The organism is Oceanicella actignis (genome assembly GCF_900111545.1).
Lineage (GTDB): Bacteria > Pseudomonadota > Alphaproteobacteria > Rhodobacterales > Rhodobacteraceae > Oceanicella > Oceanicella actignis.
Genome location: NZ_FOHL01000009.1, coordinates 132170 through 153617 on the forward strand (window position 1 = coordinate 132170; position 21448 = coordinate 153617).

Annotated in this window: 18 protein-coding genes and 1 tRNA gene; 18 read left to right on the forward strand and 1 reads right to left on the reverse strand. The window is 68.3% G+C overall.

Features of this window, described 5'->3' with window-relative positions; all coding sequences use genetic code 11:
• Positions 1 to 501 (reverse strand): Lrp/AsnC family transcriptional regulator, encoded by a 501-nt coding sequence (locus tag BMW67_RS13365; protein WP_072747977.1) that lies wholly within the window; start codon positions 499 to 501, stop codon positions 1 to 3.
• A gap of 132 nt (positions 502 to 633) precedes the next feature.
• Between BMW67_RS13365 and BMW67_RS13370 the strand changes: the two genes are divergently transcribed.
• From BMW67_RS13370 to BMW67_RS13455, 18 genes are all read left to right on the forward strand, one after another.
• Positions 634 to 1695, forward strand: a complete 1062-nt coding sequence (locus tag BMW67_RS13370; RefSeq protein WP_083581472.1) for a mitochondrial fission ELM1 family protein — start codon at positions 634 to 636, stop codon at positions 1693 to 1695.
• 108 nt (positions 1696 to 1803) lie between these two features.
• A complete protein-coding gene (gene trxB / locus BMW67_RS13375) occupies positions 1804 to 2766 on the forward strand; it encodes a thioredoxin-disulfide reductase (protein ID WP_072747976.1) in 963 nt (320 codons plus the stop codon).
• 219 nt (positions 2767 to 2985) lie between these two features.
• Positions 2986 to 4026 (forward strand): acyltransferase family protein, encoded by a 1041-nt coding sequence (locus BMW67_RS13380; protein ID WP_072747975.1) that lies wholly within the window; start codon positions 2986 to 2988, stop codon positions 4024 to 4026.
• Between the two features lie 51 nt (positions 4027 to 4077).
• Positions 4078 to 5016 carry a crotonase/enoyl-CoA hydratase family protein gene (locus BMW67_RS13385; protein ID WP_256598398.1) on the forward strand — a complete coding sequence of 313 codons (939 nt, stop codon included), beginning with the start codon at positions 4078 to 4080 and terminating at the stop codon, positions 5014 to 5016.
• Between the two features lie 20 nt (positions 5017 to 5036).
• Positions 5037 to 5112: transfer RNA gene (locus BMW67_RS13390), tRNA-Trp, on the forward strand.
• Between the two features lie 49 nt (positions 5113 to 5161).
• Positions 5162 to 5359 (forward strand): preprotein translocase subunit SecE, encoded by a 198-nt coding sequence (gene secE / locus BMW67_RS13395; protein WP_072747973.1) that lies wholly within the window; start codon positions 5162 to 5164, stop codon positions 5357 to 5359.
• 169 nt (positions 5360 to 5528) lie between these two features.
• The gene (gene nusG, locus BMW67_RS13400) at positions 5529 to 6062 is read left to right on the forward strand and encodes a transcription termination/antitermination protein NusG (RefSeq protein ID WP_072747972.1); all 534 of its coding nucleotides are present in this window, start codon (positions 5529 to 5531) and stop codon (positions 6060 to 6062) included.
• 103 nt (positions 6063 to 6165) lie between these two features.
• Positions 6166 to 6594, forward strand: coding sequence for a 50S ribosomal protein L11 (gene rplK, locus BMW67_RS13405; RefSeq protein ID WP_072747971.1), 429 nt, complete (start codon positions 6166 to 6168; stop codon positions 6592 to 6594).
• Positions 6595 to 6598: 4 nt separating this feature from the next.
• Positions 6599 to 7294, forward strand: a complete 696-nt coding sequence (rplA, locus tag BMW67_RS13410) for a 50S ribosomal protein L1 (protein WP_072747970.1) — start codon at positions 6599 to 6601, stop codon at positions 7292 to 7294.
• Positions 7295 to 7555: 261 nt separating this feature from the next.
• Positions 7556 to 8068, forward strand: a complete 513-nt coding sequence (gene rplJ / locus BMW67_RS13415; protein ID WP_072748064.1) for a 50S ribosomal protein L10 — start codon at positions 7556 to 7558, stop codon at positions 8066 to 8068.
• A 72-nt stretch (positions 8069 to 8140) separates the two neighbouring features.
• Positions 8141 to 8521, forward strand: coding sequence for a 50S ribosomal protein L7/L12 (gene rplL, locus BMW67_RS13420; RefSeq protein WP_072747969.1), 381 nt, complete (start codon positions 8141 to 8143; stop codon positions 8519 to 8521).
• Between the two features lie 270 nt (positions 8522 to 8791).
• Positions 8792 to 12889, forward strand: coding sequence for a DNA-directed RNA polymerase subunit beta (gene rpoB / locus BMW67_RS13425; RefSeq protein WP_072748063.1), 4098 nt, complete (start codon positions 8792 to 8794; stop codon positions 12887 to 12889).
• Positions 12890 to 12976: 87 nt separating this feature from the next.
• A complete protein-coding gene (gene rpoC / locus BMW67_RS13430) occupies positions 12977 to 17227 on the forward strand; it encodes a DNA-directed RNA polymerase subunit beta' (RefSeq protein WP_072747968.1) in 4251 nt (1416 codons plus the stop codon).
• A 173-nt stretch (positions 17228 to 17400) separates the two neighbouring features.
• Positions 17401 to 17628 carry a hypothetical protein gene (locus tag BMW67_RS13435; protein WP_072747967.1) on the forward strand — a complete coding sequence of 76 codons (228 nt, stop codon included), beginning with the start codon at positions 17401 to 17403 and terminating at the stop codon, positions 17626 to 17628.
• 244 nt (positions 17629 to 17872) lie between these two features.
• On the forward strand, positions 17873 to 18244 hold the full coding sequence (gene rpsL / locus BMW67_RS13440; RefSeq protein ID WP_072747966.1) for a 30S ribosomal protein S12: 372 nt from the start codon (positions 17873 to 17875) through the stop codon (positions 18242 to 18244).
• A 12-nt stretch (positions 18245 to 18256) separates the two neighbouring features.
• Positions 18257 to 18727, forward strand: coding sequence for a 30S ribosomal protein S7 (gene rpsG, locus BMW67_RS13445; protein ID WP_072747965.1), 471 nt, complete (start codon positions 18257 to 18259; stop codon positions 18725 to 18727).
• 21 nt (positions 18728 to 18748) lie between these two features.
• Positions 18749 to 20890: an elongation factor G gene (gene fusA, locus BMW67_RS13450; RefSeq protein ID WP_072747964.1), complete on the forward strand. Its 2142-nt coding sequence runs from the start codon at positions 18749 to 18751 to the stop codon at positions 20888 to 20890.
• A gap of 73 nt (positions 20891 to 20963) precedes the next feature.
• Positions 20964 to 21448, forward strand: a 485-nt coding sequence (locus tag BMW67_RS13455) for a GTP-binding protein (RefSeq protein WP_125459003.1), incomplete at its 3' end; no start/stop codon positions are given.

Genomic DNA, 21448 nt, shown 5'->3' on the forward strand with positions numbered 1-21448 from the left:
TCAGTCGGCTTGCGCGGCGCGCGCCTCGAGCACGTCGAAGGGAACGCCCGGCTCGTTCTTGGCGCAGCGGATCACCAGCGAGGTCTTGACGCTGGCCACGTTCGGGGCGGCGGTCAGCTCGCCGGTCAGGAAGCTCTGGAACGAGGACAGGTCCGGCGCCACGCATTTGAGGATGAAGTCGATCTCGCCGTTGAGCATGTGGCACTCGCGCACCAGGGGCCAGGCGCGGGCGCGCTCTTCGAACGCGACCAGGTCGGCCTCGGCCTGGCTGCGCAGGCTGACCATGGCGAAGACGGTGACCTCGAAGCCCAGCTCGCGGGCGTTGACGCGGGCGTGATATCCCTGGATGAAGCCCGTCTCCTCCAGCGTGCGCACGCGGCGCAGGCAAGGGGGCGCCGAGATCCCGACCCGGCGCGACAGCTCGACATTCGTCATGCGGCCGTCGGCCTGCAGTTCGGCCAGGATCTTGCGGTCGATCGGATCGAGCTTGACGTGAGGCATGGCGCGTCGTTCGTCCCCTGTGCGGCGCGTCGCCGGGCGCGGCGCGCGGAGTGATCTTTTTCTAATTGCCCCGCTGGGGCGACGCAAGGCAATAATATTGCGCGAGCGCGCAAGAAATGGAAACGGGCGGGCATGAGCGGCGCGGCGGATCATGGCGAGGGCGGCGGCAAGGACCCGGGCGAAGGCGCCGGGCGCCCGAGCATCTGGACGCTGACCGACGGGCGCCCGGGCAATGAGAATCCCGCCCTGGCCCTGGCCGAGGCCCTGGCGCGCAGGCCGGGCGGCGCGTTCGAGGGCGCGCGCATCGAGACGCGGCGCATCGCCCTGCGCCGCTGGGCCGCGGCGCTGCCGCCGGCGCTGTGGGCGCTGGGCGGGGCGCGGCGCGGGGGCTGGCCGTTCTCGGGCCTCGAGGATGGCGGCGCGGCGCTGGATCGGCCCTGGCCCGATCTGCTCGTGGGCGCAGGCCGCCGCGCCGCGCCCGTGGCTGCGGCCATGCGGCGCCTGTCGGGCGGGCGCACGCGCGCGGTGCAGATCCTGGACCCGCGGATGCCGCTGGCGATGTTCGACGCCGTGGCGGCGCCGCGTCATGACGGCCTGCGCGGCGCGAATGTGGTGACGACGACGGGGTCGCTGACGCGCATCACGCCGCAACGCCTGGCGCAGGCCGCGGCCGCCGCGCCGCCCGCCTTGCGCGCGGCGGGCGCGCCGCGTCTGGCGGTTCTGCTCGGCGGGCCCAGCCGCGCGGCGCGGATGGGGCCGGGCGCTTTCGGTCGCCTCGGCGCATGGCTGGCCGCGCGCGCGGGCGAGGGCGCGGCGGTGTGGGTCACGCCCTCGCGGCGCACGCCGCCCGAGGGGCTTGCGGCGCTGCGCGAGGCGCTGGGCGGGGCGGGCTGGATCTGGGACGGGCGCGGCCCCAATCCCTACGAGGCCATGCTGGCCCTGGCCGACGAGATCGTGGTGACGGCCGACTCGGTCAACATGGCCAGCGAGGCCGCCGCGGCGGGCAAGCCCGTGCGCGTGGCGCCGGCCGATCGGCTGGCGCCGAAGCTGACGGCCTTTCACGCCGCGCTGCGCGAGGCGGGGGCGGCCTTCGCGCTCGAGACCCCGGCCGAGGAGGCCCGCGCGCGCATTCGCCCCCTGCGCGAGACCGACGCCGCCGCCGCCCGCGTCGAGGCGCTGCTCGCGCGGCGGTGAGCGCGGGGCGCTTTCCTTGCCGGCCGCGCGCGCTTATATGGGGCCGGACCGCGCTTGCCGCGCCCATGCCGACGCCCTTTTCCGCGCCCCGAATGCAGGAGCTCCGCCATGTCCGACACCCGCCGCGTCAAGGTTCTGATCATCGGCTCGGGCCCCGCCGGCTGCACCGCCGCCATCTACGCCGCGCGCGCGATGCTGTCGCCGGTGATGATCCAGGGCGTGCAGCCGGGCGGCCAGCTGACCATCACCACCGAGGTCGAGAACTGGCCCGGCGACCAGGAGGTTCAGGGCCCCGCGCTGATGGAGCGCATGGAGGCCCACGCCCGCGCCGTGGGAACCGAGATCGTCGCCGATCACGTCAATCGCCTGGACCTGTCGTCCCGCCCCTTCCGCGCCGAGTGCGACTCGGGCCGGGTGTGGCTGGCCGACGCGGTGATCCTGGCCACCGGCGCGCAGGCCAAGTGGCTGGGCCTGCCCAGCGAAGAGAAGTTCAAGGGCTTTGGCGTGTCGGCCTGCGCCACCTGCGACGGCTTCTTCTATCGCGGCAAGGAGGTGGTGGTGATCGGCGGCGGCAACACCGCGGTCGAGGAGGCGCTGTTCCTGACCAACTTCGCCTCGAAGGTGACGCTGATCCACCGCCGCGATTCGCTGCGCGCCGAAAAGATCCTGCAGCAGCGGCTTTTCGCCAATCCCAAGGTCGAGGTGCTGTGGAACCATCAGCTTGACGAGGTGCTGGGCGAGGACGAGCCCAAGGGCGTGACCGGCGTGCGCGTGCGCGACGTGCAATCGGGCGCGACGCGCGAGATCCCCTGCGCCGGCGTCTTCATCGCCATCGGCCACGCGCCGGCCTCCGAGCTGGTGCGCGATCAGCTCGAGACGCATCACGGCGGCTATGTGAAGGTGCGGCCGGGCACGGCCTCGACCGAGATCCCGGGCGTGTTCGCCGCCGGCGACGTGACCGACCATGTGTATCGGCAGGCGGTGACCTCGGCGGGCATGGGCTGCATGGCCGCGCTCGAGGCCGAGCGCTTCCTGGCCGAGCAGGCGGCGCTGGAGCCGGCGGCCGAGTAAGGCCGCCCGCCGCGCCCGTCGCGCCCGTCGCCCGGCCGCCCCTTCGGCGCGCGGCGCCCGCCGCGCCCGTTTCGCGCCCGTTTCGCGCCCGCCCCGCGTCCGACCCGGGCGGGGCCTGCGCCGGACCTGCGCCTGTCCTGCGTCCCGCCGCGCGCCGCCCCGAAGGTTGCGTTCGCGTCCGCCCCCGCGCACACTGGCCCTCTTCGGGGGAACGCGCGCATGGGCAAGATCGTCAGCCTGCAGATCCTGCGCGGCGTCGCCGCGACGCTGGTGGCGGGGTTTCACCTGTTCGCCGCGGCCGAGGCCGAAGGCGCCGATCCGGGGCTGTTCTGGCTGTTCTCGGGCGGAGAGATCGGCGTCGACGTCTTCTTCGTCATCAGCGGCTTCATCATCTTCCACATCTCGCGCAACCGGCCCGGCATGACCAGGTCGGCCTTCCTGCAGTCGCGCTTCTGGCGGATCCTGCCGCCCTACTGGGCGATCCTTTCGCTCTACATCCTGGCCGCCCTTGGCCTTGCAATGCTTTTGGGCGATCGCGGCAAGCTGCCGGACGGGTCGAGCCTGCTGATTTCCTACCTGCTGCTGCCTCACCCGGATCAGGTGATCGTGATCGCCTGGACCCTGTCGCTGGAGCTGCTTTTCTACGCGCTCTTCGCCGCCACCTTCTTCGGGGGCGGCGCGCGGCGGCTGATCGCGGCGATGGTCCTTTGGGCGGCGGCCGCGCAGGCCTTCGCGTTTCTGGTCGAGGACAAGCCCGTCTGGCTGCTGATTCCGCTTCAGACCGCCGTGCTCGAATTCCTGTTCGGCATCCTGATCGCCATCGGCCACGGCGCGCTGAACGGGCGCCGGCCGCCCTGGCGCCTGCCGGCCTTCGTCGCGGGGGCGGCGGGCGTTCTGCTGGGTTCGGCGACGGGGGGGCTCCATGTCGAGGGGCTGGGGCGCGAGATCGCCTCGGGCGTCTTCGCCGCGCTGCTGGTCTATGGGGCGCTGGGATTTTCGCTGCGCGACATGCCGCTTCTCGAGACCTGGGGCGAGAGCTCCTACATCCTCTACCTTCTCCACATCCTGTGGTTCTCGGTCGTCGGAAAGGCGGTCGAGGTGCTGGCCGGCGTCAACGTCTACGCCTCGCAGGCGTGGATGCTGGCGCTGCTGGTCTCGGTCGTCGCCGCCTCGTGCGCGGGCGTCGTCTGGATCGAGCGGCCCTACCAGCGATGGTATCGCCGGCGGATCGCGCGCCCGGCCCTCGCCCGGGCGGCGTGACGGCGCGGGCGCGGGGGGCGCGCAAGGCGGGCGCCTGACGTCGCGGCCGTCTTGCCCGGGCTGGGGCGCGCATGCTTCGCTTCGCGCCGGCAAGGGAGGGACGCCATGGACAAGCTGCTTTACGAGACCGACGGGCGCATCGCGCGGTTGACGCTGAACCGGCCCGAGCGGCTCAACGCCATCGACGACGAGCTGCCGCTGCTGATCGAACAGGCCGTGGCGCGCGCCAACGACGACCCGCAGGTGCGCGTGCTGGTGCTGTCGGGGGCCGGGCGCGCCTTCTGCGCGGGCTACGACCTGACCTATTACGCCGAGGGAAACCCCGGCAAGGTCACGCAGGACATGCCCTGGGACCCGATGAAGGACTTCGCCTTCATGTGGCGCAACACGCAGCGCTTCATGTCGCTGTTCCGCTCGCTCAAGCCGGTGATCTGCAAGGTGCACGGCGCGGCGGTGGCGGGCGGGTCGGACATCGCGCTGTGCTGCGACCTGCTGATCATGGCCGAGGACGCGCGGATCGGCTACATGCCCGCCCGCGTCTGGGGCTGTCCGACCACGGCGATGTGGGTCTACCGCGTGGGCATGGAGAAGGCCAAGCGCATGCTGCTGACCGGCGACGTGATCGACGGGGCCGAGGCGGCGCGCATGGGGCTGGCGCTCAAGGCCGTGCCGGCGGCCGAGCTCGACGCCGAGGTCGAGCGCCTGGCCGAGCGCATGGCCACGATTCCGGCCAACCAGCTGATCATGCAGAAGATGATGATCAACCAGGCGATCGAGGCCATGGGCCTGAACGAGACCCAGCGCCTGGCGACGCTGTTCGACGGAATCACGCGCCACTCGCCCGAGGGGCTGGCCTTCAAGCGCCGCGCCGAGAAGGTGGGCTGGAAGCGCGCCGTGGCCGAGCGCGACCAGGGCCTGTGGGACTGGACCGAGGATCGGCCGACCAACGGGGCGCCGGATCCGCTTGACGGACGGGGCGGGGCGGAATAAACAGCGTCCTCGCTGGCCGAAGGGGTGTAGCTCAGTTGGTAGAGCATCGGTCTCCAAAACCGAGGGCCGGGGGTTCGAGTCCCTCCACCCCTGCCAGCGTCGGGACCGGCCGCGGTCCCATCGGGCTCCAGGGAAGGAAAGCGCAATGGCTCGGGTGAACCCCGCTCAGTTCGTGCAGCAGGTCCGCGCCGAGGCCGCCAAGGTCGTCTGGCCGACCCGCAAGGAGACCCTCATCACCACCGTCATGGTGTTCGTGATGGCCACGATCGCCGCCACGTTCTTCTTCACGGTGGACCAGATCATCGCCTACGGGGTCGAGCAGATTCTTCTGCTGGGCCGCTGAGGGCGACCGCCGGGGTTGCATTCTCCGCAGCGGTGGAGTAGTGCCCTTCGGCTCAGGACATGCTCAGCGCGCGCGCCGATTCGGGCCGCGCGCTTGATGTTTCGGGCTGCGTCGCGACGGCGCGATCATGACGGGGCGCAGGCCTCGCGGCATTGAGGTGACGAGCGGGATGGCCAAGCGCTGGTACACGGTTCACGTGCTCTCGAATTTCGAGAAGAAGGTGGCCGAGGCGATCAAGGACGCGGCGCGCCAGAACGGTCTCGAGGACGAGATCGAAGAGGTGCTCGTGCCCACCGAAGAGGTGGTCGAGGTCCGGCGCGGCAAGAAGGTGCAGACCGAGCGCCGCTTCATGCCGGGCTACGTCCTCGTGAAGATGGAGATGACCGACCGCGCCTATCACCTGGTGATGGACACGCCGCGGGTCACGGGCTTTCTCGGGCCGCAGGGCCGCCCGAGCCCGCTGCGCGATTCCGAGGTCGCGCATCTGCTCAACCAGGTCGAGGAGGGCGTCGAGCGTCCGCGTCCCGCCATCACCTTCGAGGTGGGCGAGCAGGTCAAGGTCGTGGACGGCCCGTTCGAGAGCTTCACCGGGATGGTCGAGGAGGTGGACGAGGAGAACGCCCGCCTCAAGGTGTCCGTCTCGATCTTCGGCCGCGCGACGCCGGTCGAGCTGGAATACGCGCAGGTGCAGAAGGTCGCCTGAGCGTTCGTTCGCGGGAGGCGAGGGCGGCGCGCCGCCCGGACCGGACCGCTAACCGGGTGCCCGGCGGACGCGTCCGCGCGGGCGGGATGAAGAGGAGGCCGACATGGCCAAGAAGATCGTCGGGACCCTGAAGCTTCAGGTCCCCGCCGGCAAGGCGAACCCCTCGCCGCCGATCGGTCCTGCGCTGGGTCAGCGCGGGATCAACATCATGGAGTTCTGCAAGGCGTTCAACGCCGCCACGCAGGGCATCGAGCCGGGCGCGCCGTGCCCGACCATCATCACCTACTACCAGGACAAGAGCTTCACCTTCGTGATCAAGACGCCGCCGGCGTCCTATCTGCTCAAGAAGGCGGCGAAGGTCCAGTCGGGGTCCAAGACCCCGGGCCGCGCGACGGCGGGCACGGTGACGGTCAAGCAGGTGCGCGAGATCGCCGAGGCCAAGATGAAGGATCTGAACGCGAACGACATCGAGGCCGCGATGAAGATCATTCTCGGCTCGGCGCGTTCGATGGGCATCGAGGTCAAGGGGTAAGGTCATGGCGAAGATTTCCAAGCGCATGGCCGCCGCCCGCAAGGCGCTGAACGGCAAGCACGATCTGCCCGTGGACGAGGCCGTCAAGCTGGTCAAGCAGCTGGCGACCGCCAAGTTCGACGAGACGATCGAGATCGCGGTCAATCTGGGCGTCGATCCGCGTCACGCCGACCAGATGGTGCGCGGCGTGGTGACGCTGCCCCACGGCACCGGCAAGACGGTGCGCGTGGCGGTGTTCGCGCGCGGCCCCAAGGCCGACGAGGCCCGCGAGGCCGGCGCCGACATCGTGGGCGCCGAGGATCTGATGGAGACGATCCAGTCGGGCAAGATCGAGTTCGACCGCTGCATCGCCACCCCGGACATGATGCCGATCGTCGGCCGTCTGGGCAAGATCCTGGGTCCGCGCAACCTGATGCCGAACCCCAAGGTCGGCACCGTGACCATGGACGTCGCGCAGGCGGTCAAGAACGCCAAGGGCGGCGAGGTCCAGTTCAAGGTCGAGAAGGCGGGCGTGGTCCATGCCGGCGTCGGCAAGGCCTCGTTCGACGAGAAGGCCCTGGCCGAGAACGTCAAGGCCTTCGTCGACGCGGTCAACCGCGCCAAGCCCTCGGGCGCGAAGGGGACCTACCTGAAGAAGATTTCGCTGGCCTCGACCATGGGGCCGGGCGTCTCGGTGGACGTGTCGAGCGTCGCCGGGTGACCGGATTCCCCCGGCCGCGGCCGGGGGGATGACCGCCGTTCCCGCCCAGGCGGGGCGGCGCCTGTCCAAGACGGCGGGTGGCGGGGCGCAAGCCTTGCCTTAAAGATCCCGCTCAGACGGGGAACGAATTCGAAGACGCCATTTTCTCGCGGCGATCTTGGTTCGGGACCCGGACGGGACTGAATGGCCGAAGGGGCGCGCGCCCCGACGGCATGTGTGAGCCGGCAGGGGCGCGCCCCTGCCAAGGACTTGGAGAAGACCGTGGATAGAGCACAGAAAAAGGCCATTGTCGCTGAACTCGACAAGGTCTTCGCTGACTCTGGCGCCGTCGTGGTTTGCCGCTACGCCGGGCTCTCGGTCGCTGAGATGACGGCCTTCCGCAACCAGATGCGTGCAGCTGGGGCGAAGGTCAAAGTCGCCAAGAACAAGCTCGCCAAGATCGCCCTGGAGGGCAAGCCCTGCGAAGGTATGTCGAAATACCTGACGGGCCAGACCGTGCTCGCCTACGCCGAGGATCCCGTGACCCCGGCCAAGATCGTGGAGGCCTTCAACAAGACGAACGACAAGCTCGTCATCGTTGGCGGCGCCATGGGCGAGACCATTCTGGACGAGGCCGGCGTTCGCGCGCTGGCCAAGATGCCCTCCCGCGAAGAGGTTCTGGCCAGCATCGTCGGCGCGCTCGTCGGCCCGGCCAGCAACCTCATCAACGCGATCACGGCGCCCGCGACCAACATCGCGGGCATCCTCAAGGCTCGCGCCGAAGAGGAAGCCTGAACTTGCAGCGAACGTGAGACGGCGGGGACGACCCCGACCGCCCAAACCCTGTGAACGAACGGAATCGAGAAAATGGCTGATCTGAAGAAACTCGCCGAAGAGCTCGTCAACCTGACCCTCATCGAGGCCAACGAGCTGAAGAACATCCTCAAGGAAGAGTACGGCATCGAGCCCGCCGCCGGCGGCGCGGTCGTGATGGCCGGCCCCGCGGGCGACGCCGGCGGCGCCGCCGAGGAGGAGAAGACCGAATTCGACGTGATCCTCGTCTCCGCCGGCGACAAGAAGATCAACGTCATCAAGGAAGTGCGCGCCATCACGGGCCTGGGCCTGAAGGAGGCCAAGGAGCTGGTCGAGGCCGGCGGCAAGGCCGTGAAGGAAGGCGTCTCCAAGGACGAGGCCGAGGAGATCAAGAAGAAGCTCGAAGAGGCCGGCGCCAAGGTCGAGCTGAAGTGATGCGGCGCGCGGCGCCCCTTGCGGGCGCCGCAAGCATGCGATGATCAAGGCTGGCTCCGCCCCCCGGAAGGGGTTCGGCGGAGCCGGCCCGCGTCGTCTAGGACGCCCCCGGCCGGAAGGGCCGCATATGGGGGGCGTCCCAGAGGGCGCGACGGATCCGGGAGCGACGGCGGTGGGACGCCGACGCAGCATGGGATCCGCAAACCTGAGGCGGAGCTTCGCGGCCGTTCCCCGGCGGCGCGCGGGCGTCAGCAGAGGTACATGACGAGCATGGCTCAGACTCATTCCGGTCGCAAACGCATTCGCAGGCACTACGGCAAGATCCGCGAAGTCGCGCAGATGCCGAACCTGATCGAGGTTCAGAAGTCCAGCTACGACCTGTTCCTGAAATCCGGGGACGGCGACGCGCCCATGGACGGCGAGGGGATCCAGGGCGTCTTCCAGTCGGTCTTCCCGATCAAGGACTTCAACGAGACGGCGATCCTCGAATTCGTGAAATACGAGCTCGAGCCGCCGAAATTCGACGTCGAGGAGTGCCAGCAGCGCGACATGACCTACGCCGCGCCGCTGAAGGTGACGCTGCGCCTGATCGTGTTCGAGGTGGACGAGGAAACGGGCGCCAAGTCGGTCAAGGACATCAAGGAGCAGGACGTGTTCATGGGCGACATGCCGCTCATGACCGAACACGGCACCTTCATCGTCAACGGCACCGAGCGCGTCATCGTCAGCCAGATGCACCGCAGCCCGGGCGTGTTCTTCGACCACGACAAGGGCAAGACGCACTCGTCGGGCAAGCTGCTCTTCGCCTCGCGCATCATTCCCTATCGCGGCTCGTGGCTGGATTTCGAGTTCGACGCCAAGGACATCGTCTACGCGCGCATCGACCGCCGCCGCAAGCTGCCGGTGACGACGCTGCTCTATGCCCTGGGCCTGGACCAGGACCAGATCATGGAGCACTTCTACAACACCATCGTCTATCGCCGGACCAAGGACGGCTGGGCGGCGCCCTTCGACCCCGAGCGGCTGAAGGCGACCAAGCCCGCCCATGACATCGTCGACGCCGCCACCGGCGAGGTGCTGTTCCCCGCGGGCAAGAAGATCACGCCGCGCGCGATCAACAAGCTGGACAAGGAGAAGGTCAAGGAGATCCTCCTGCCCTTCGAGACGATCTACTCGCGCTTCGCCGCGCGCGACATGATCGACGAGAACACCGGCGAGATCTTCGTCGAGGCGGGCGACGAGCTGACCGAGGAGGTCGTGCAGCGCCTTCTGGACGCCGGCTTCGAGGAAATCCCGACCCTCGACATCGACAACGTCAACTACGGCCCGTGGATCCGCAACACCATGGCCGTGGACAAGAACATGAACCGCGAGCAGGCGCTGCTGGACATCTACCGCGTCATGCGCCCGGGCGAGCCGCCGACCGTCGAGGCGGCCGAGGCCATGTTCGAGTCGCTGTTCTTCGATCCCGAGCGCTACGACCTGTCGGCCGTGGGCCGCGTGAAGATGAACATGCGCCTCGACCTTGACGCCGATCCGCAGCAGCGCACGCTGCGCCGCGAGGACATCATCGCCGTCATCAAGGCGCTGGTCGAGCTGCGCGACGGCCGCGGCGAGGTGGACGACATCGACCATCTGGGCAACCGACGCGTGCGCTCGGTGGGCGAGCTGATGGAGAACCAGTATCGCGTCGGCCTGCTGCGCATGGAGCGCGCGATCAAGGAGCGCATGTCGTCGGTCGAGATCGACAACGTCATGCCGCAGGACCTGATCAACGCCAAGCCCGCGGCCGCGGCGGTGCGCGAGTTCTTCGGCTCGTCGCAGCTGAGCCAGTTCATGGACCAGACCAACCCGCTTTCCGAGGTGACGCACAAGCGCCGCCTGTCGGCGCTTGGTCCGGGCGGCCTGACGCGCGAGCGCGCGGGCTTCGAGGTGCGCGACGTGCACCCGACCCATTACGGGCGCATGTGCCCGATCGAGACGCCCGAAGGTCCGAACATCGGCCTCATCAACTCGCTGGCGACCTTCGCGCGGGTCAACCGCTACGGCTTCATCGAGACGCCCTACCGCAAGGTGGTCGACGGGCAGGTGACCGACGAGGTCGTCTACATGTCCGCCACCGAGGAGATGCGCCACACCATCGCCCAGGCCAACGCCGAGCTGGACGAGGAAGGCCGCTTCGTCAACGAGCTGGTCTCGTGCCGGCGCGCGGGCGAGCACACCATCGCGCGGCGCGAAGACATCGACATGATGGACGTCAGCCCCAAGCAGCTGGTGTCGGTCGCCGCGGCGCTGATCCCGTTCCTCGAGAACGACGACGCGAACCGCGCGCTCATGGGCTCGAACATGCAGCGCCAGGCGGTACCGCTGATCAAGGCCGAGGCGCCCTTCGTCGGCACCGGCATCGAAGAGGTGGTGGCGCGCGACTCGGGCGCGGCGATCGTGGCGCGGCGCGGGGGCGTCATCGACCAGGTGGACGCGACGCGCATCGTCGTGCGCGTGACCGACCCGATCGCGCCGGGCGATCCGGGCGTCGACATCTACCGCCTGCGCAAGTTCCAGCGCTCGAACCAGAACACCTGCATCAACCAGCGTCCGCTGGTGAAGGTGGGCGACGTGGTGCGCGCGGGCGACGTGGTCGCCGACGGGCCCTCGACCGATCTGGGCGAGCTGGCGCTGGGCAAGAACGTGCTGGTCGCGTTCATGCCCTGGAACGGCTACAACTACGAGGACTCGATCCTCATCTCCGAGCGCATCGTCAAGGACGACGTGTTCACCTCGATCCACATCGAGGAATACGAGATCTCGGCCCGCGACACCAAGCTTGGCCCCGAGGAGATCACGCGCGACATCCCGAATGTGGGCGAAGAGGCGCTGCGCAACCTTGACGAGGCGGGCATCGTCTACATCGGCGCCCATGTCGGGCCGGGCGACATCCTGGTGGGCAAGATCACGCCCAAGGGCGAAAGCCCGATGACCCCCGAAGAGAAGCTGCTGCGCGCCATCTTCGGCGAAAAGGCGTCGGACGTGCGCGACACCTCGCTGCGCCTGCCGCCGGGCGACTACGGCACCGTGGTCGAGGTGCGCGTGTTCAACCGCCACGGCGTCGAGAAGGACGAGCGCGCGCTGCAGATCGAGCGCGAGGAGATCGAGCGCCTGAACCGCGACCGCTCGGACGAGCTGGCGATCCTCGAGCGCAACACCTATGCGCGCCTCAAGGCCCTGCTTCTGGGCAAGACGGCGGTCAAGGGCCCGCGCGGCGTCAAGGCCGGGACCGAGATCACCGAAGAGCTGCTCTCGACGCTCAGCCGCGGCCAGTGGTGGCAGCTGGCCCTGCCCGAAGAGGCCGACGCCTCGGCCATGGAGGCGCTGCACGCCCAGTTCGAGGCGCAGAAGAAGACGCTCGACCGCCGCTTCGACGAGAAGATCGAGAAGGTCCGCCGCGGCGACGATCTGCCGCCGGGCGTGATGAAGACGGTCAAGGTCTTCGTCGCCGTCAAGCGCAAGCTGCAGCCGGGCGACAAGATGGCCGGCCGCCACGGCAACAAGGGCGTCATCAGCCGCGTGGTCCCCGAAGAGGACATGCCCTTCCTCGAGGACGGCACGCCGGTCGATTTCGTGCTGAACCCGCTGGGCGTGCCCTCGCGCATGAATGTCGGGCAGATCCTCGAGACGCATATGGGCTGGGCGGCGCGCGGCCTGGGCCGCCAGATCGGTGAGGCGCTCGACGCCTATCGCCGCTCGGGCGAGCTCGATCGGGTGCGCGAGGCCATGCGCAACGCCTATGGCGACGCGCTGTTCGACGAGGCCCTCGCGCCCATGAGCGACGAGGAGCTGGTCGAGGCGGCCGAGACGGTGCGCGCCGGCGTGCCGATCGCGACCCCGGTCTTCGACGGCGCCAAGGAGGCCGACGTCAACGACGCGCTGCGCCGCGCCGGGCTGGACGAGAGCGGGCAGGTCACCCTCTATGACGGGCGCACGGGCGAGCCCTTCGCGCGGCCGGTCACGGTGGGCATGAAGTATCTGCTCAAGCTGCACCACCTGGTGGACGACAAGATCCACGCGCGCTCGACCGGCCCCTACAGCCTGGTCACCCAGCAGCCGCTGGGCGGCAAGGCCCAGTTCGGCGGCCAGCGTTTCGGCGAGATGGAGGTCTGGGCGCTGGAAGCCTACGGCGCGGCCTATACCTTGCAGGAGATGCTGACGGTCAAGTCCGACGACGTGGCCGGGCGCACGAAGGTCTACGAGGCGATCGTCAAGGGCGAGGACAATTTCGAGGCGGGCGTGCCCGAGTCGTTCAACGTTCTCGTCAAGGAGATCCGCTCGCTGGGTCTGAACATGGAGCTGCTGAGCAGCGAGGAAGAATAAGCGCCCCGACGATCTGCGCGCGGCCCCTTCCCCCGGGGGCCGCGGCGCGCGGGACGCCACGCAACAGGGTCATTCAAGGACACGGGAATGAACCAGGAACTCAGCAACGTCTTCAATCCGAACCAGCCGCCGAAGACCTTCGACGAGATCAAGATCACCCTCGCCTCGCCGGAGCGGATCCTCAGCTGGTCGTATGGCGAGATCAAGAAGCCCGAGACGATCAACTACCGCACCTTCAAGCCCGAGAAGGACGGGCTGTTCTGCGCGCGCATCTTCGGTCCGATCAAGGACTACGAGTGCCTTTGCGGCAAATACAAGCGCATGAAGTATCGCGGGGTGACCTGCGAGAAGTGCGGCGTCGAGGTCACGCTGCAGAAGGTCCGGCGCGAGCGCATGGGCCATATCGAGCTGGCCGCGCCGGTGGCGCACATCTGGTTCCTCAAGTCGCTGCCCTCGCGCATCGGCCTGATGCTGGACATGACGCTGCGCGATCTTGAGCGCATCCTCTACTTCGAACAGTATGTGGTCATCGAGCCCGGCCTGACCGACCTCAAGCACGGCCAGCTGCTGACCGAGGAGGAGTATCTCGACGCGCAGGACACCTACGGCGAAGACGCCTTCACCGCCGGCATCGGCGCCGAGGCGATCCGCGAGATGCTGGCCGCCATCGACCTCGAGGCCGAGCGCGACCAGCTGCGCGCCGAGCTGGCCGAGGCCACCGGCGAGCTCAAGCCCAAGAAGATCATCAAGCGGCTGAAGCTGGTCGAAAGCTTCATCGAGTCGGGCAACCGCCCCGAATGGATGATCATGACCGTGATCCCGGTCATTCCGCCCGAGCTGCGCCCGCTGGTGCCGCTGGACGGCGGCCGCTTCGCGACCTCGGACCTGAACGACCTGTATCGCCGGGTCATCAACCGCAACAACCGCCTCAAGCGGCTGATCGAGCTGCGCGCGCCCGACATCATCATCCGCAACGAGAAGCGGATGCTGCAGGAGTCGGTGGACGCGCTGTTCGACAACGGCCGCCGCGGCCGCGTCATCACCGGCGCGAACAAGCGTCCGCTCAAGTCGCTCTCCGACATGCTCAAGGGCAAGCAGGGCCGCTTCCGCCAGAACCTGCTCGGCAAGCGCGTCGACTTCTCGGGCCGCTCGGTGATCGTGACCGGCCCCGAGCTGAAGCTGCACCAGTGCGGCCTGCCCAAGAAGATGGCGCTCGAGCTGTTCAAGCCCTTCATCTACGCGCGCCTCGACGCCAAGGGGCTGAGCTCGACGGTCAAGCAGTCGAAGAAGCTGGTCGAGAAGGAGCGCCCCGAGGTCTGGGACATTCTCGACGAGGTGATCCGCGAGCACCCGGTTCTGCTGAACCGCGCGCCGACGCTGCACCGTCTGGGCATCCAGGCCTTCGAGCCGGTGCTGATCGAGGGCAAGGCGATCCAGCTGCACCCGCTGGTCTGCGCCGCGTTCAACGCCGACTTCGACGGCGACCAGATGGCCGTGCACGTTCCGCTGAGCCTCGAGGCGCAGCTGGAGGCGCGCGTGCTGATGATGAGCACGAACAACGTGCTCTCGCCCGCCAACGGCAAGCCGATCATCGTGCCCTCGCAGGACATGGTGCTGGGCCTTTACTACATCACCCTCGAGCGTGAGGGGATGCCGGGCGAGGGCATGGCCTTCGCCTCGGTCGAAGAGGTCGAGCACGCGCTGCACGCCGGGCTGGTGCACCTGCACTCGAAGATCAAGTGCCGCGTCAGGCAGCTTGACGAGAACGGCGAAGAGATCTTCAAGCGCTACGACACCACGCCGGGCCGCCTGCGGCTGGGCCAGCTGCTGCCGCTCAACCCCAAGACGCCGTTCGACCTGGTCAACCGCCTTCTGCGCAAGAAGGAGGTGGGCGAGGTCATCGACACCGTCTACCGCCATTGCGGGCAGAAGGAGTCGGTCATCTTCTGCGACCGGATCATGTCGCTGGGCTTCACCGAGGCGTTCAAGGCCGGCATCAGCTTCGGCAAGGACGACATGGTGATCCCCGACTCCAAGTGGGAGATCGTCGAGGAGACGCGCAAGCAGGTCGCCGAGTTCGAGCAGCAGTATCTGGACGGCCTCATCACCCAGGGCGAGAAATACAACAAGGTCGTCGACATCTGGGCCAAGTGCACCGACCGCGTGGCCGAAGAGATGATGAAGGCGATCTCGGCCGTGCAGGTGGACGAGGAAGGCCGCCAGAAAGAGCCCAACTCGGTCTACATGATGTCGCATTCGGGCGCGCGCGGCTCGCCGACCCAGATGCGCCAGCTGGCCGCCATGCGCGGCCTGATGGCCAAGCCCTCGGGCGAGATCATCGAGACGCCGATCACCTCCAACTTCAAGGAGGGTCTGACGGTGCTCGAATACTTCAACTCGACCCACGGCGCGCGCAAGGGTCTGGCGGACACCGCGCTCAAGACCGCCAACTCGGGCTATCTGACCCGTCGTCTGGTGGACGTGGCGCAGGACTGCATCATCCGCGCCGACGATTGCGGCACCGACAAGGGCATCACCGCCCGCGCGGTGATCGACGGCGGCGTGGTCATCGCCACGCTGGGCGAGCGCGTGCTGGGGCGCGTGCCGCTCGAGGACGTGGTCGATCCGGCCACCGAGAAGGTGCTGGTCAAGGCCGGCCGCCTGATCGACGAGCGCGACGTCGAGGCCATCGAGGCCGCCCAGATCCAGGAGATCCGCATCCGCAGCCCGCTGACCTGCGAGCTGCAGGACGGCGTCTGCGCCCAGTGCTACGGGCGCGACCTGGCGCGCGGCGCGAAGGTGAACCCCGGCGAGGCGGTGGGCATCATCGCCGCCCAGTCGATCGGTGAGCCGGGCACGCAGCTGACCATGCGCACCTTCCACATCGGCGGCGCGGCGAACGTGACCGACAACTCGTTCATCGAGGCCAGCCAGGAAGGCGAGCTCGAGATCCGCAACCGCAACCTGATCCGCAACGCGGACGGCGAGACCATCGTGATGGGCCGCAACGTCACGCTGGCCATCGTCGACAAGCGCGGCCCCAAGCCCGTCGAGCGCGCGACCTACAAGCTGGCCTACGGCTCGAAGCTGCTGGTCGAGGAGGGGCAGGAGATCAAGCGCGGCCAGAAGCTGGCCGAGTGGGATCCCTACACCCTGCCGATCATCGCCGAGAAGGCCGGCCGCGCCAAGTTCGTCGACCTGATCCCGGGCGTCTCGGTGCGCGAGGACACCGACGACGCGACGGGCATCTCGCAGCGGATCGTGTCCGACTGGCGCACCGCGCCCAAGGGCAACGAGCTCAAGCCCGCGATCATCATCGAGGACCCCGAGACCGGCGATCCCGTGCGCCTCGACAACAACAACCCGGCGCATTACGCCATGTCGGTGGACGCGGTGCTGTCGGTCGAGGACGGGCAGGAGGTGCGCGTGGGCGACGTTCTGGCGCGCATCCCGCGCGAGGGCGCCAAGACCAAGGACATCACCGGCGGTCTGCCCCGCGTGGCCGAGCTGTTCGAGGCGCGCCGTCCGAAGGATCACGCCATCATCGCCGAGGTGACCGGCTACGTCCGCTTCGGGAAGGACTTCAAGAACAAGCGGCGCATCACCATCGAGCCGCTCGACGAAAGCCAGGATCCCGTCGAGTATCTGGTGCCCAAGGGCAAGCACATCGCGGTGCAGGAGGGCGACCTGATCCAGAAGGGCGAATACCTGATGGACGGCAACCCGGCGCCGCACGACATCCTGCGCATCCAGGGCATCGAGGCGCTGGCCGACTACCTGATCAACGAGGTGCAGGAGGTCTACCGGCTGCAGGGCGTGAAGATCAACGACAAGCACATCGAGGTGATCATTCGCCAGATGCTGCAGAAGGTCGAGATCACCGAGTCCGGCGGCACCACCTTCCTGCCCGGCGAGCAGGTGGACAAGGTCGAGTTCGAGGAGGTCAACGCCAAGGCCGAGGCCCAGGGGCTGGAGCCCGCCAAGGGCGAGCCCGTCCTTCTGGGCATCACCAAGGCGTCGCTGCAGACGCGCAGCTTCATCTCGGCGGCCTCGTTCCAGGAGACGACCCGCGTGCTCACCGAAGCCTCGACGCAGGGCAAGGTGGACAAGCTGGTGGGCCTGAAGGAGAACGTGATCGTCGGGCGCCTGATCCCGGCGGGCACGGGCGGCGCGACGCAGCGGCTCAAGCGCATCGCGCAAGAGCGCGACGCCAAGGTGATCGCCGAGCGCCGCGCGGCGGCCGAGGCGGCCGCGGCCGAAGCCGCGCGGCTGGCGCCGCCGGCCGAGCCTTCGGACCCCGACGCCCCGCAGCCCGACGCCCCGCAGCCCGACGCCTGAGCCGGCGCGGCATCGATGCGAATGGCGGCCCGCGGCCCCTTCTCGAGGGGGGCCGCGGGCCTTCTTCCTTCGGGCGGCCGGCCTGGCGCCGCAGTTCGCGTGAATTCGCAAGCATTGGACAACCCAGGCGACATCCGTTAGCCTTTTTCGACCCTTATGCAGGAGGCGCCACGATGGCAGACGATCGACTTGCCGCGGTCATCGACGCCGAAGGGCCGCTGTCCGACGTGGAGCGCTGCGCGGCGCTGGCCGTGGCGGCGGTGGCGGGGCTGCGCGATCTGGCGGCCGCCTCGCGCCCCATCGATCCCGCGCTGGCCGAAGCGTTGGCGGCGGCGCTGCACCAGATCGACGCCGCGCTGGGCGAAGCGGTGCGCGCGCTGCACGCGCCGCCCGAAGACTGAGCGACGCCGCGGCCGCTGTTGACAGCGGCCCGGCGCATGCGTAGGTTCCGCGCACTCGTAGCGCGGCGAGTCGTCGTGTTGCGCCCGACAACCTGATTCTGGCGGTCAAGATCCGGGCTTCGGCTCCGATCCTCTGGAATTTCGCCGCAGGATGCGCTTCGGCGCAATCCTCGCGGCAATTCGCGTTGCGCGATCCGCGCGCGGCGCGGCCAACGAACAACGTGTTGAGAAGGGTATCCGCCCTATGCCGACGATCCAGCAGCTGATCCGCAAGCCGCGGCAGCCCAAAGTGAAGCGACAGAAGTCGATGCATCTGCAGGCCTGCCCGCAGAAGCGCGGCGTCTGCACCCGTGTCTACACCACGACGCCGAAGAAGCCGAACTCGGCGCTTCGCAAGGTCGCCAAGGTGCGCCTGACGAACGGGTATGAGGTCATCTCCTACATTCCGGGCGAGGGGCACAACCTGCAGGAGCACTCGGTCGTGCTCATCCGCGGCGGCCGCGTGAAGGACCTTCCCGGCGTGCGCTACCACATCCTGCGCGGCGTCCTCGACACCCAGGGCGTCAAGGATCGTCGTCAGCGCCGGTCGAAATACGGCGCCAAGCGGCCCAAGTAAGGAGAGAGCGCGATGTCTCGACGTCACAGCGCCGAAAAGCGCGAGGTCCTGCCCGACGCGAAGTATGGCGACCGCGTGCTGACCAAGTTCATGAACAACCTGATGTATGACGGCAAGAAGTCCGTGGCCGAGAAGATCGTCTACGGCGCGATGGAGCGGGTCGAGGCCCGTCTCAAGCGCTCGCCGATCGAGGCGTTCCACGAGGCGCTCGACAACATCAAGCCGTCCGTCGAGGTGCGCTCCCGCCGCGTCGGCGGCGCGACCTACCAGGTGCCCGTCGAGGTCCGCCCCGAGCGCCGCGAGGCGCTGGCGATCCGCTGGCTGATCAACGCCGCGCGCGCTCGGAACGAGAACACCATGGAAGAGCGGCTGGCCAACGAGCTGCTCGATGCGGTCAACGGCCGCGGCGCCGCGGTGAAGAAGCGGGAAGACACCCACAAGATGGCCGACGCCAACAAGGCGTTCAGCCACTACCGCTGGTAACCCCACAGCAGGACGAAGCCCATGCCCCGCCAATACCCGCTCGAGCGCTACCGCAACTTCGGCATCATGGCGCATATCGACGCCGGCAAGACGACGACGACCGAGCGCATCCTCTACTACACCGGCAAGTCCCACAAGATCGGCGAGGTGCACGACGGCGCCGCGACGATGGACTGGATGGAGCAGGAGCAGGAGCGCGGCATCACGATCACGTCGGCCGCGACGACCACCTTCTGGTTCCACACCGAGGACGGCAAGACCCCCTCGCCCGAGTGGGGCTCCGATCCCGAGAAGGCGAAGTTCCGGTTCAACATCATCGACACCCCCGGCCACGTCGACTTCACCATCGAGGTCGAGCGCTCGCTGGCGGTGCTGGACGGGGCGGTGTGCGTGCTTGACGCCAACGCCGGCGTCGAGCCGCAGACCGAGACGGTCTGGCGCCAGGCCGACCGCTACAAGGTGCCGCGCATCGTGTTCGTCAACAAGATGGACAAGATCGGCGCCGACTTCTTCAACTGCGTGCGCATGATCAAGGACCGCACCGGCGCCACGCCGCTGCCGATCCAGTGCCCGATCGGCGCCGAGAACGACCTCGAGGGCCTGGTCGATCTCATCACCATGAAGGAGTGGGTCTGGGCCGGCGACGACCTTGGCGCGTCCTGGGAGCTGCGCGACGTGCGCCCCGAGCTGCGCGACAAGTGCGAAGAGATGCGCGCCGAGATGATCGAGATCGCCGTCGAGCAGGACGACGAGGTGATGGAGGCGTATCTCGAGGGCAACGAGCCCGACGCCGCCACCCTGCGCCGCCTGATCCGCAAGGGCACGCTCAGCATGTCGTTCGTGCCGGTGCTGTGCGGCTCGGCGTTCAAGAACAAGGGCGTCCAGCCCATGCTCAACGCCGTGATCGACTACCTGCCCGGGCCGCTCGACGTGCCCGCCTACATGGGCTTCCGCCCCGGCGACGAGACCGAGACCCGCAACGTCGCCCGCCATCCGAGCGACGATGAGCCCTTCGCGGGCCTGGCCTTCAAGATCATGAACGACCCCTTCGTGGGCTCGCTCACCTTCACCCGCATCTATTCGGGCAAGATCAAGAAGGGCGACTCGGTTCTCAACTCGACCAAGGGCAAGCGCGAGCGCATCGGCCGCATGATGATGATGCACTCGAACAACCGCGAGGAGATCGAGGAGGCCTTCGCCGGCGACATCATCGCCCTGGCCGGTCTGAAGGAGACCACCACCGGCGACACGCTGTGCGATCCGGCCGATCCCGTGGTGCTCGAGACGATGACCTTCCCCGATCCGGTGATCGAGATCGCCATCGAGCCCAAGACCAAGGCCGACCAGGAGAAGATGTCGCAGGGCCTGGCGCGCCTGGCCGCCGAGGACCCGTCCTTCCGCGTCGAGACCGACCTCGAGTCGGGCCAGACGATCATGAAGGGCATGGGCGAGCTTCACCTCGACATCCTGGTCGATCGCCTGAAGCGCGAGTTCAAGGTCGAGGCGAACATCGGCGCCCCGCAGGTGGCCTATCGCGAGACCATCTCGAAGGAAGCCGAGATCGACTACACCCACAAGAAGCAGTCGGGCGGCTCGGGCCAGTTCGCGCGCGTCAAGCTGATCCTGACCCCGACCGAGCCGGGCGAGGGCTTCAGCTTCGAGTCCCGCATCGTCGGCGGCGCGGTGCCGAAGGAATACATCCCCGGCGTCGAGAAGGGCATCAAGTCGGTGCTCGACTCGGGTCCGCTGGCGGGCTTCCCGGTCATCGACGTCAAGGTGGCCTTGGTCGACGGCGCCTATCACGACGTGGACAGCTCGGTCCTGGCCTTCGAGATCGCCTCGCGCGCCGCCATGCGCGAAGGCATCAAGAAGGGCGCGCCCAAGCTGCTCGAGCCGATCATGAAGGTCGAGGTGGTCACCCCCGAGGAATACACGGGCGGCATCATCGGCGACCTGACCAGCCGCCGCGGCCAGGTCACCGGCCAGGAGATGCGCGGCAACGCGACGGTGATCAACGCCTTCGTGCCGCTGGCCAACATGTTCGGCTACATCAACACGCTGCGCTCGATGTCCTCGGGCCGCGCGCAGTTCACGATGCTCTTCGACCACTACGAGCCGGTGCCGCAGAACATCAGCGAAGAGATCCAGGCGAAATACGCCTGATCCACGGAACAACCAATCGGCCGGAGCGGTCCGCGACGCGGCGCTCCGGCGACCAAAGGAATGGAGGCCTCTCATGGCGAAGGCAAAGTTCGAGCGCACGAAACCGCATGTGAACGTCGGCACGATCGGCCACGTTGACCACGGGAAGACGACGCTGACGGCTGCGATCACGAAGTATTTCGGCGAGTTCAAGGACTACAGCCAGATCGACGCGGCTCCCGAGGAGCGCGCGCGCGGCATCACGATCTCGACGGCGCATGTCGAGTACGAGACCGAGAAGCGCCACTACGCGCATGTCGACTGCCCGGGCCACGCGGACTACGTGAAGAACATGATCACGGGCGCGGCGCAGATGGACGGCGCGATCCTGGTGGTTTCGGCGGCCGACGGCCCGATGCCGCAGACGCGCGAGCACATCCTGCTGGCGCGCCAGGTGGGCGTTCCGGCGCTGGTGGTGTTCCTGAACAAGGTGGACCAGGTCGACGATCCCGAGCTGCTCGAGCTGGTCGAGATGGAGGTGCGCGAGCTGCTGTCCTCCTACGACTTCCCGGGCGACGA

Coding starts and splice junctions, on each gene's coding strand:
- BMW67_RS13365 (WP_072747977.1), bottom strand. CDS start 501: ATGCCTCACGTCAAGCTCGATCCGATCGACCGCAAGATCCTGGCCGAA.
- BMW67_RS13370 (WP_083581472.1), top strand. CDS start 634: ATGAGCGGCGCGGCGGATCATGGCGAGGGCGGCGGCAAGGACCCGGGC.
- trxB (WP_072747976.1), top strand. CDS start 1,804: ATGTCCGACACCCGCCGCGTCAAGGTTCTGATCATCGGCTCGGGCCCC.
- BMW67_RS13380 (WP_072747975.1), top strand. CDS start 2,986: ATGGGCAAGATCGTCAGCCTGCAGATCCTGCGCGGCGTCGCCGCGACG.
- secE (WP_072747973.1), top strand. CDS start 5,162: ATGGCTCGGGTGAACCCCGCTCAGTTCGTGCAGCAGGTCCGCGCCGAG.
- nusG (WP_072747972.1), top strand. CDS start 5,529: ATGGCCAAGCGCTGGTACACGGTTCACGTGCTCTCGAATTTCGAGAAG.
- rplK (WP_072747971.1), top strand. CDS start 6,166: ATGGCCAAGAAGATCGTCGGGACCCTGAAGCTTCAGGTCCCCGCCGGC.
- rplA (WP_072747970.1), top strand. CDS start 6,599: ATGGCGAAGATTTCCAAGCGCATGGCCGCCGCCCGCAAGGCGCTGAAC.
- rplL (WP_072747969.1), top strand. CDS start 8,141: ATGGCTGATCTGAAGAAACTCGCCGAAGAGCTCGTCAACCTGACCCTC.
- rpoB (WP_072748063.1), top strand. CDS start 8,792: ATGGCTCAGACTCATTCCGGTCGCAAACGCATTCGCAGGCACTACGGC.
- rpoC (WP_072747968.1), top strand. CDS start 12,977: ATGAACCAGGAACTCAGCAACGTCTTCAATCCGAACCAGCCGCCGAAG.
- BMW67_RS13435 (WP_072747967.1), top strand. CDS start 17,401: ATGGCAGACGATCGACTTGCCGCGGTCATCGACGCCGAAGGGCCGCTG.
- rpsL (WP_072747966.1), top strand. CDS start 17,873: ATGCCGACGATCCAGCAGCTGATCCGCAAGCCGCGGCAGCCCAAAGTG.
- rpsG (WP_072747965.1), top strand. CDS start 18,257: ATGTCTCGACGTCACAGCGCCGAAAAGCGCGAGGTCCTGCCCGACGCG.
- fusA (WP_072747964.1), top strand. CDS start 18,749: ATGCCCCGCCAATACCCGCTCGAGCGCTACCGCAACTTCGGCATCATG.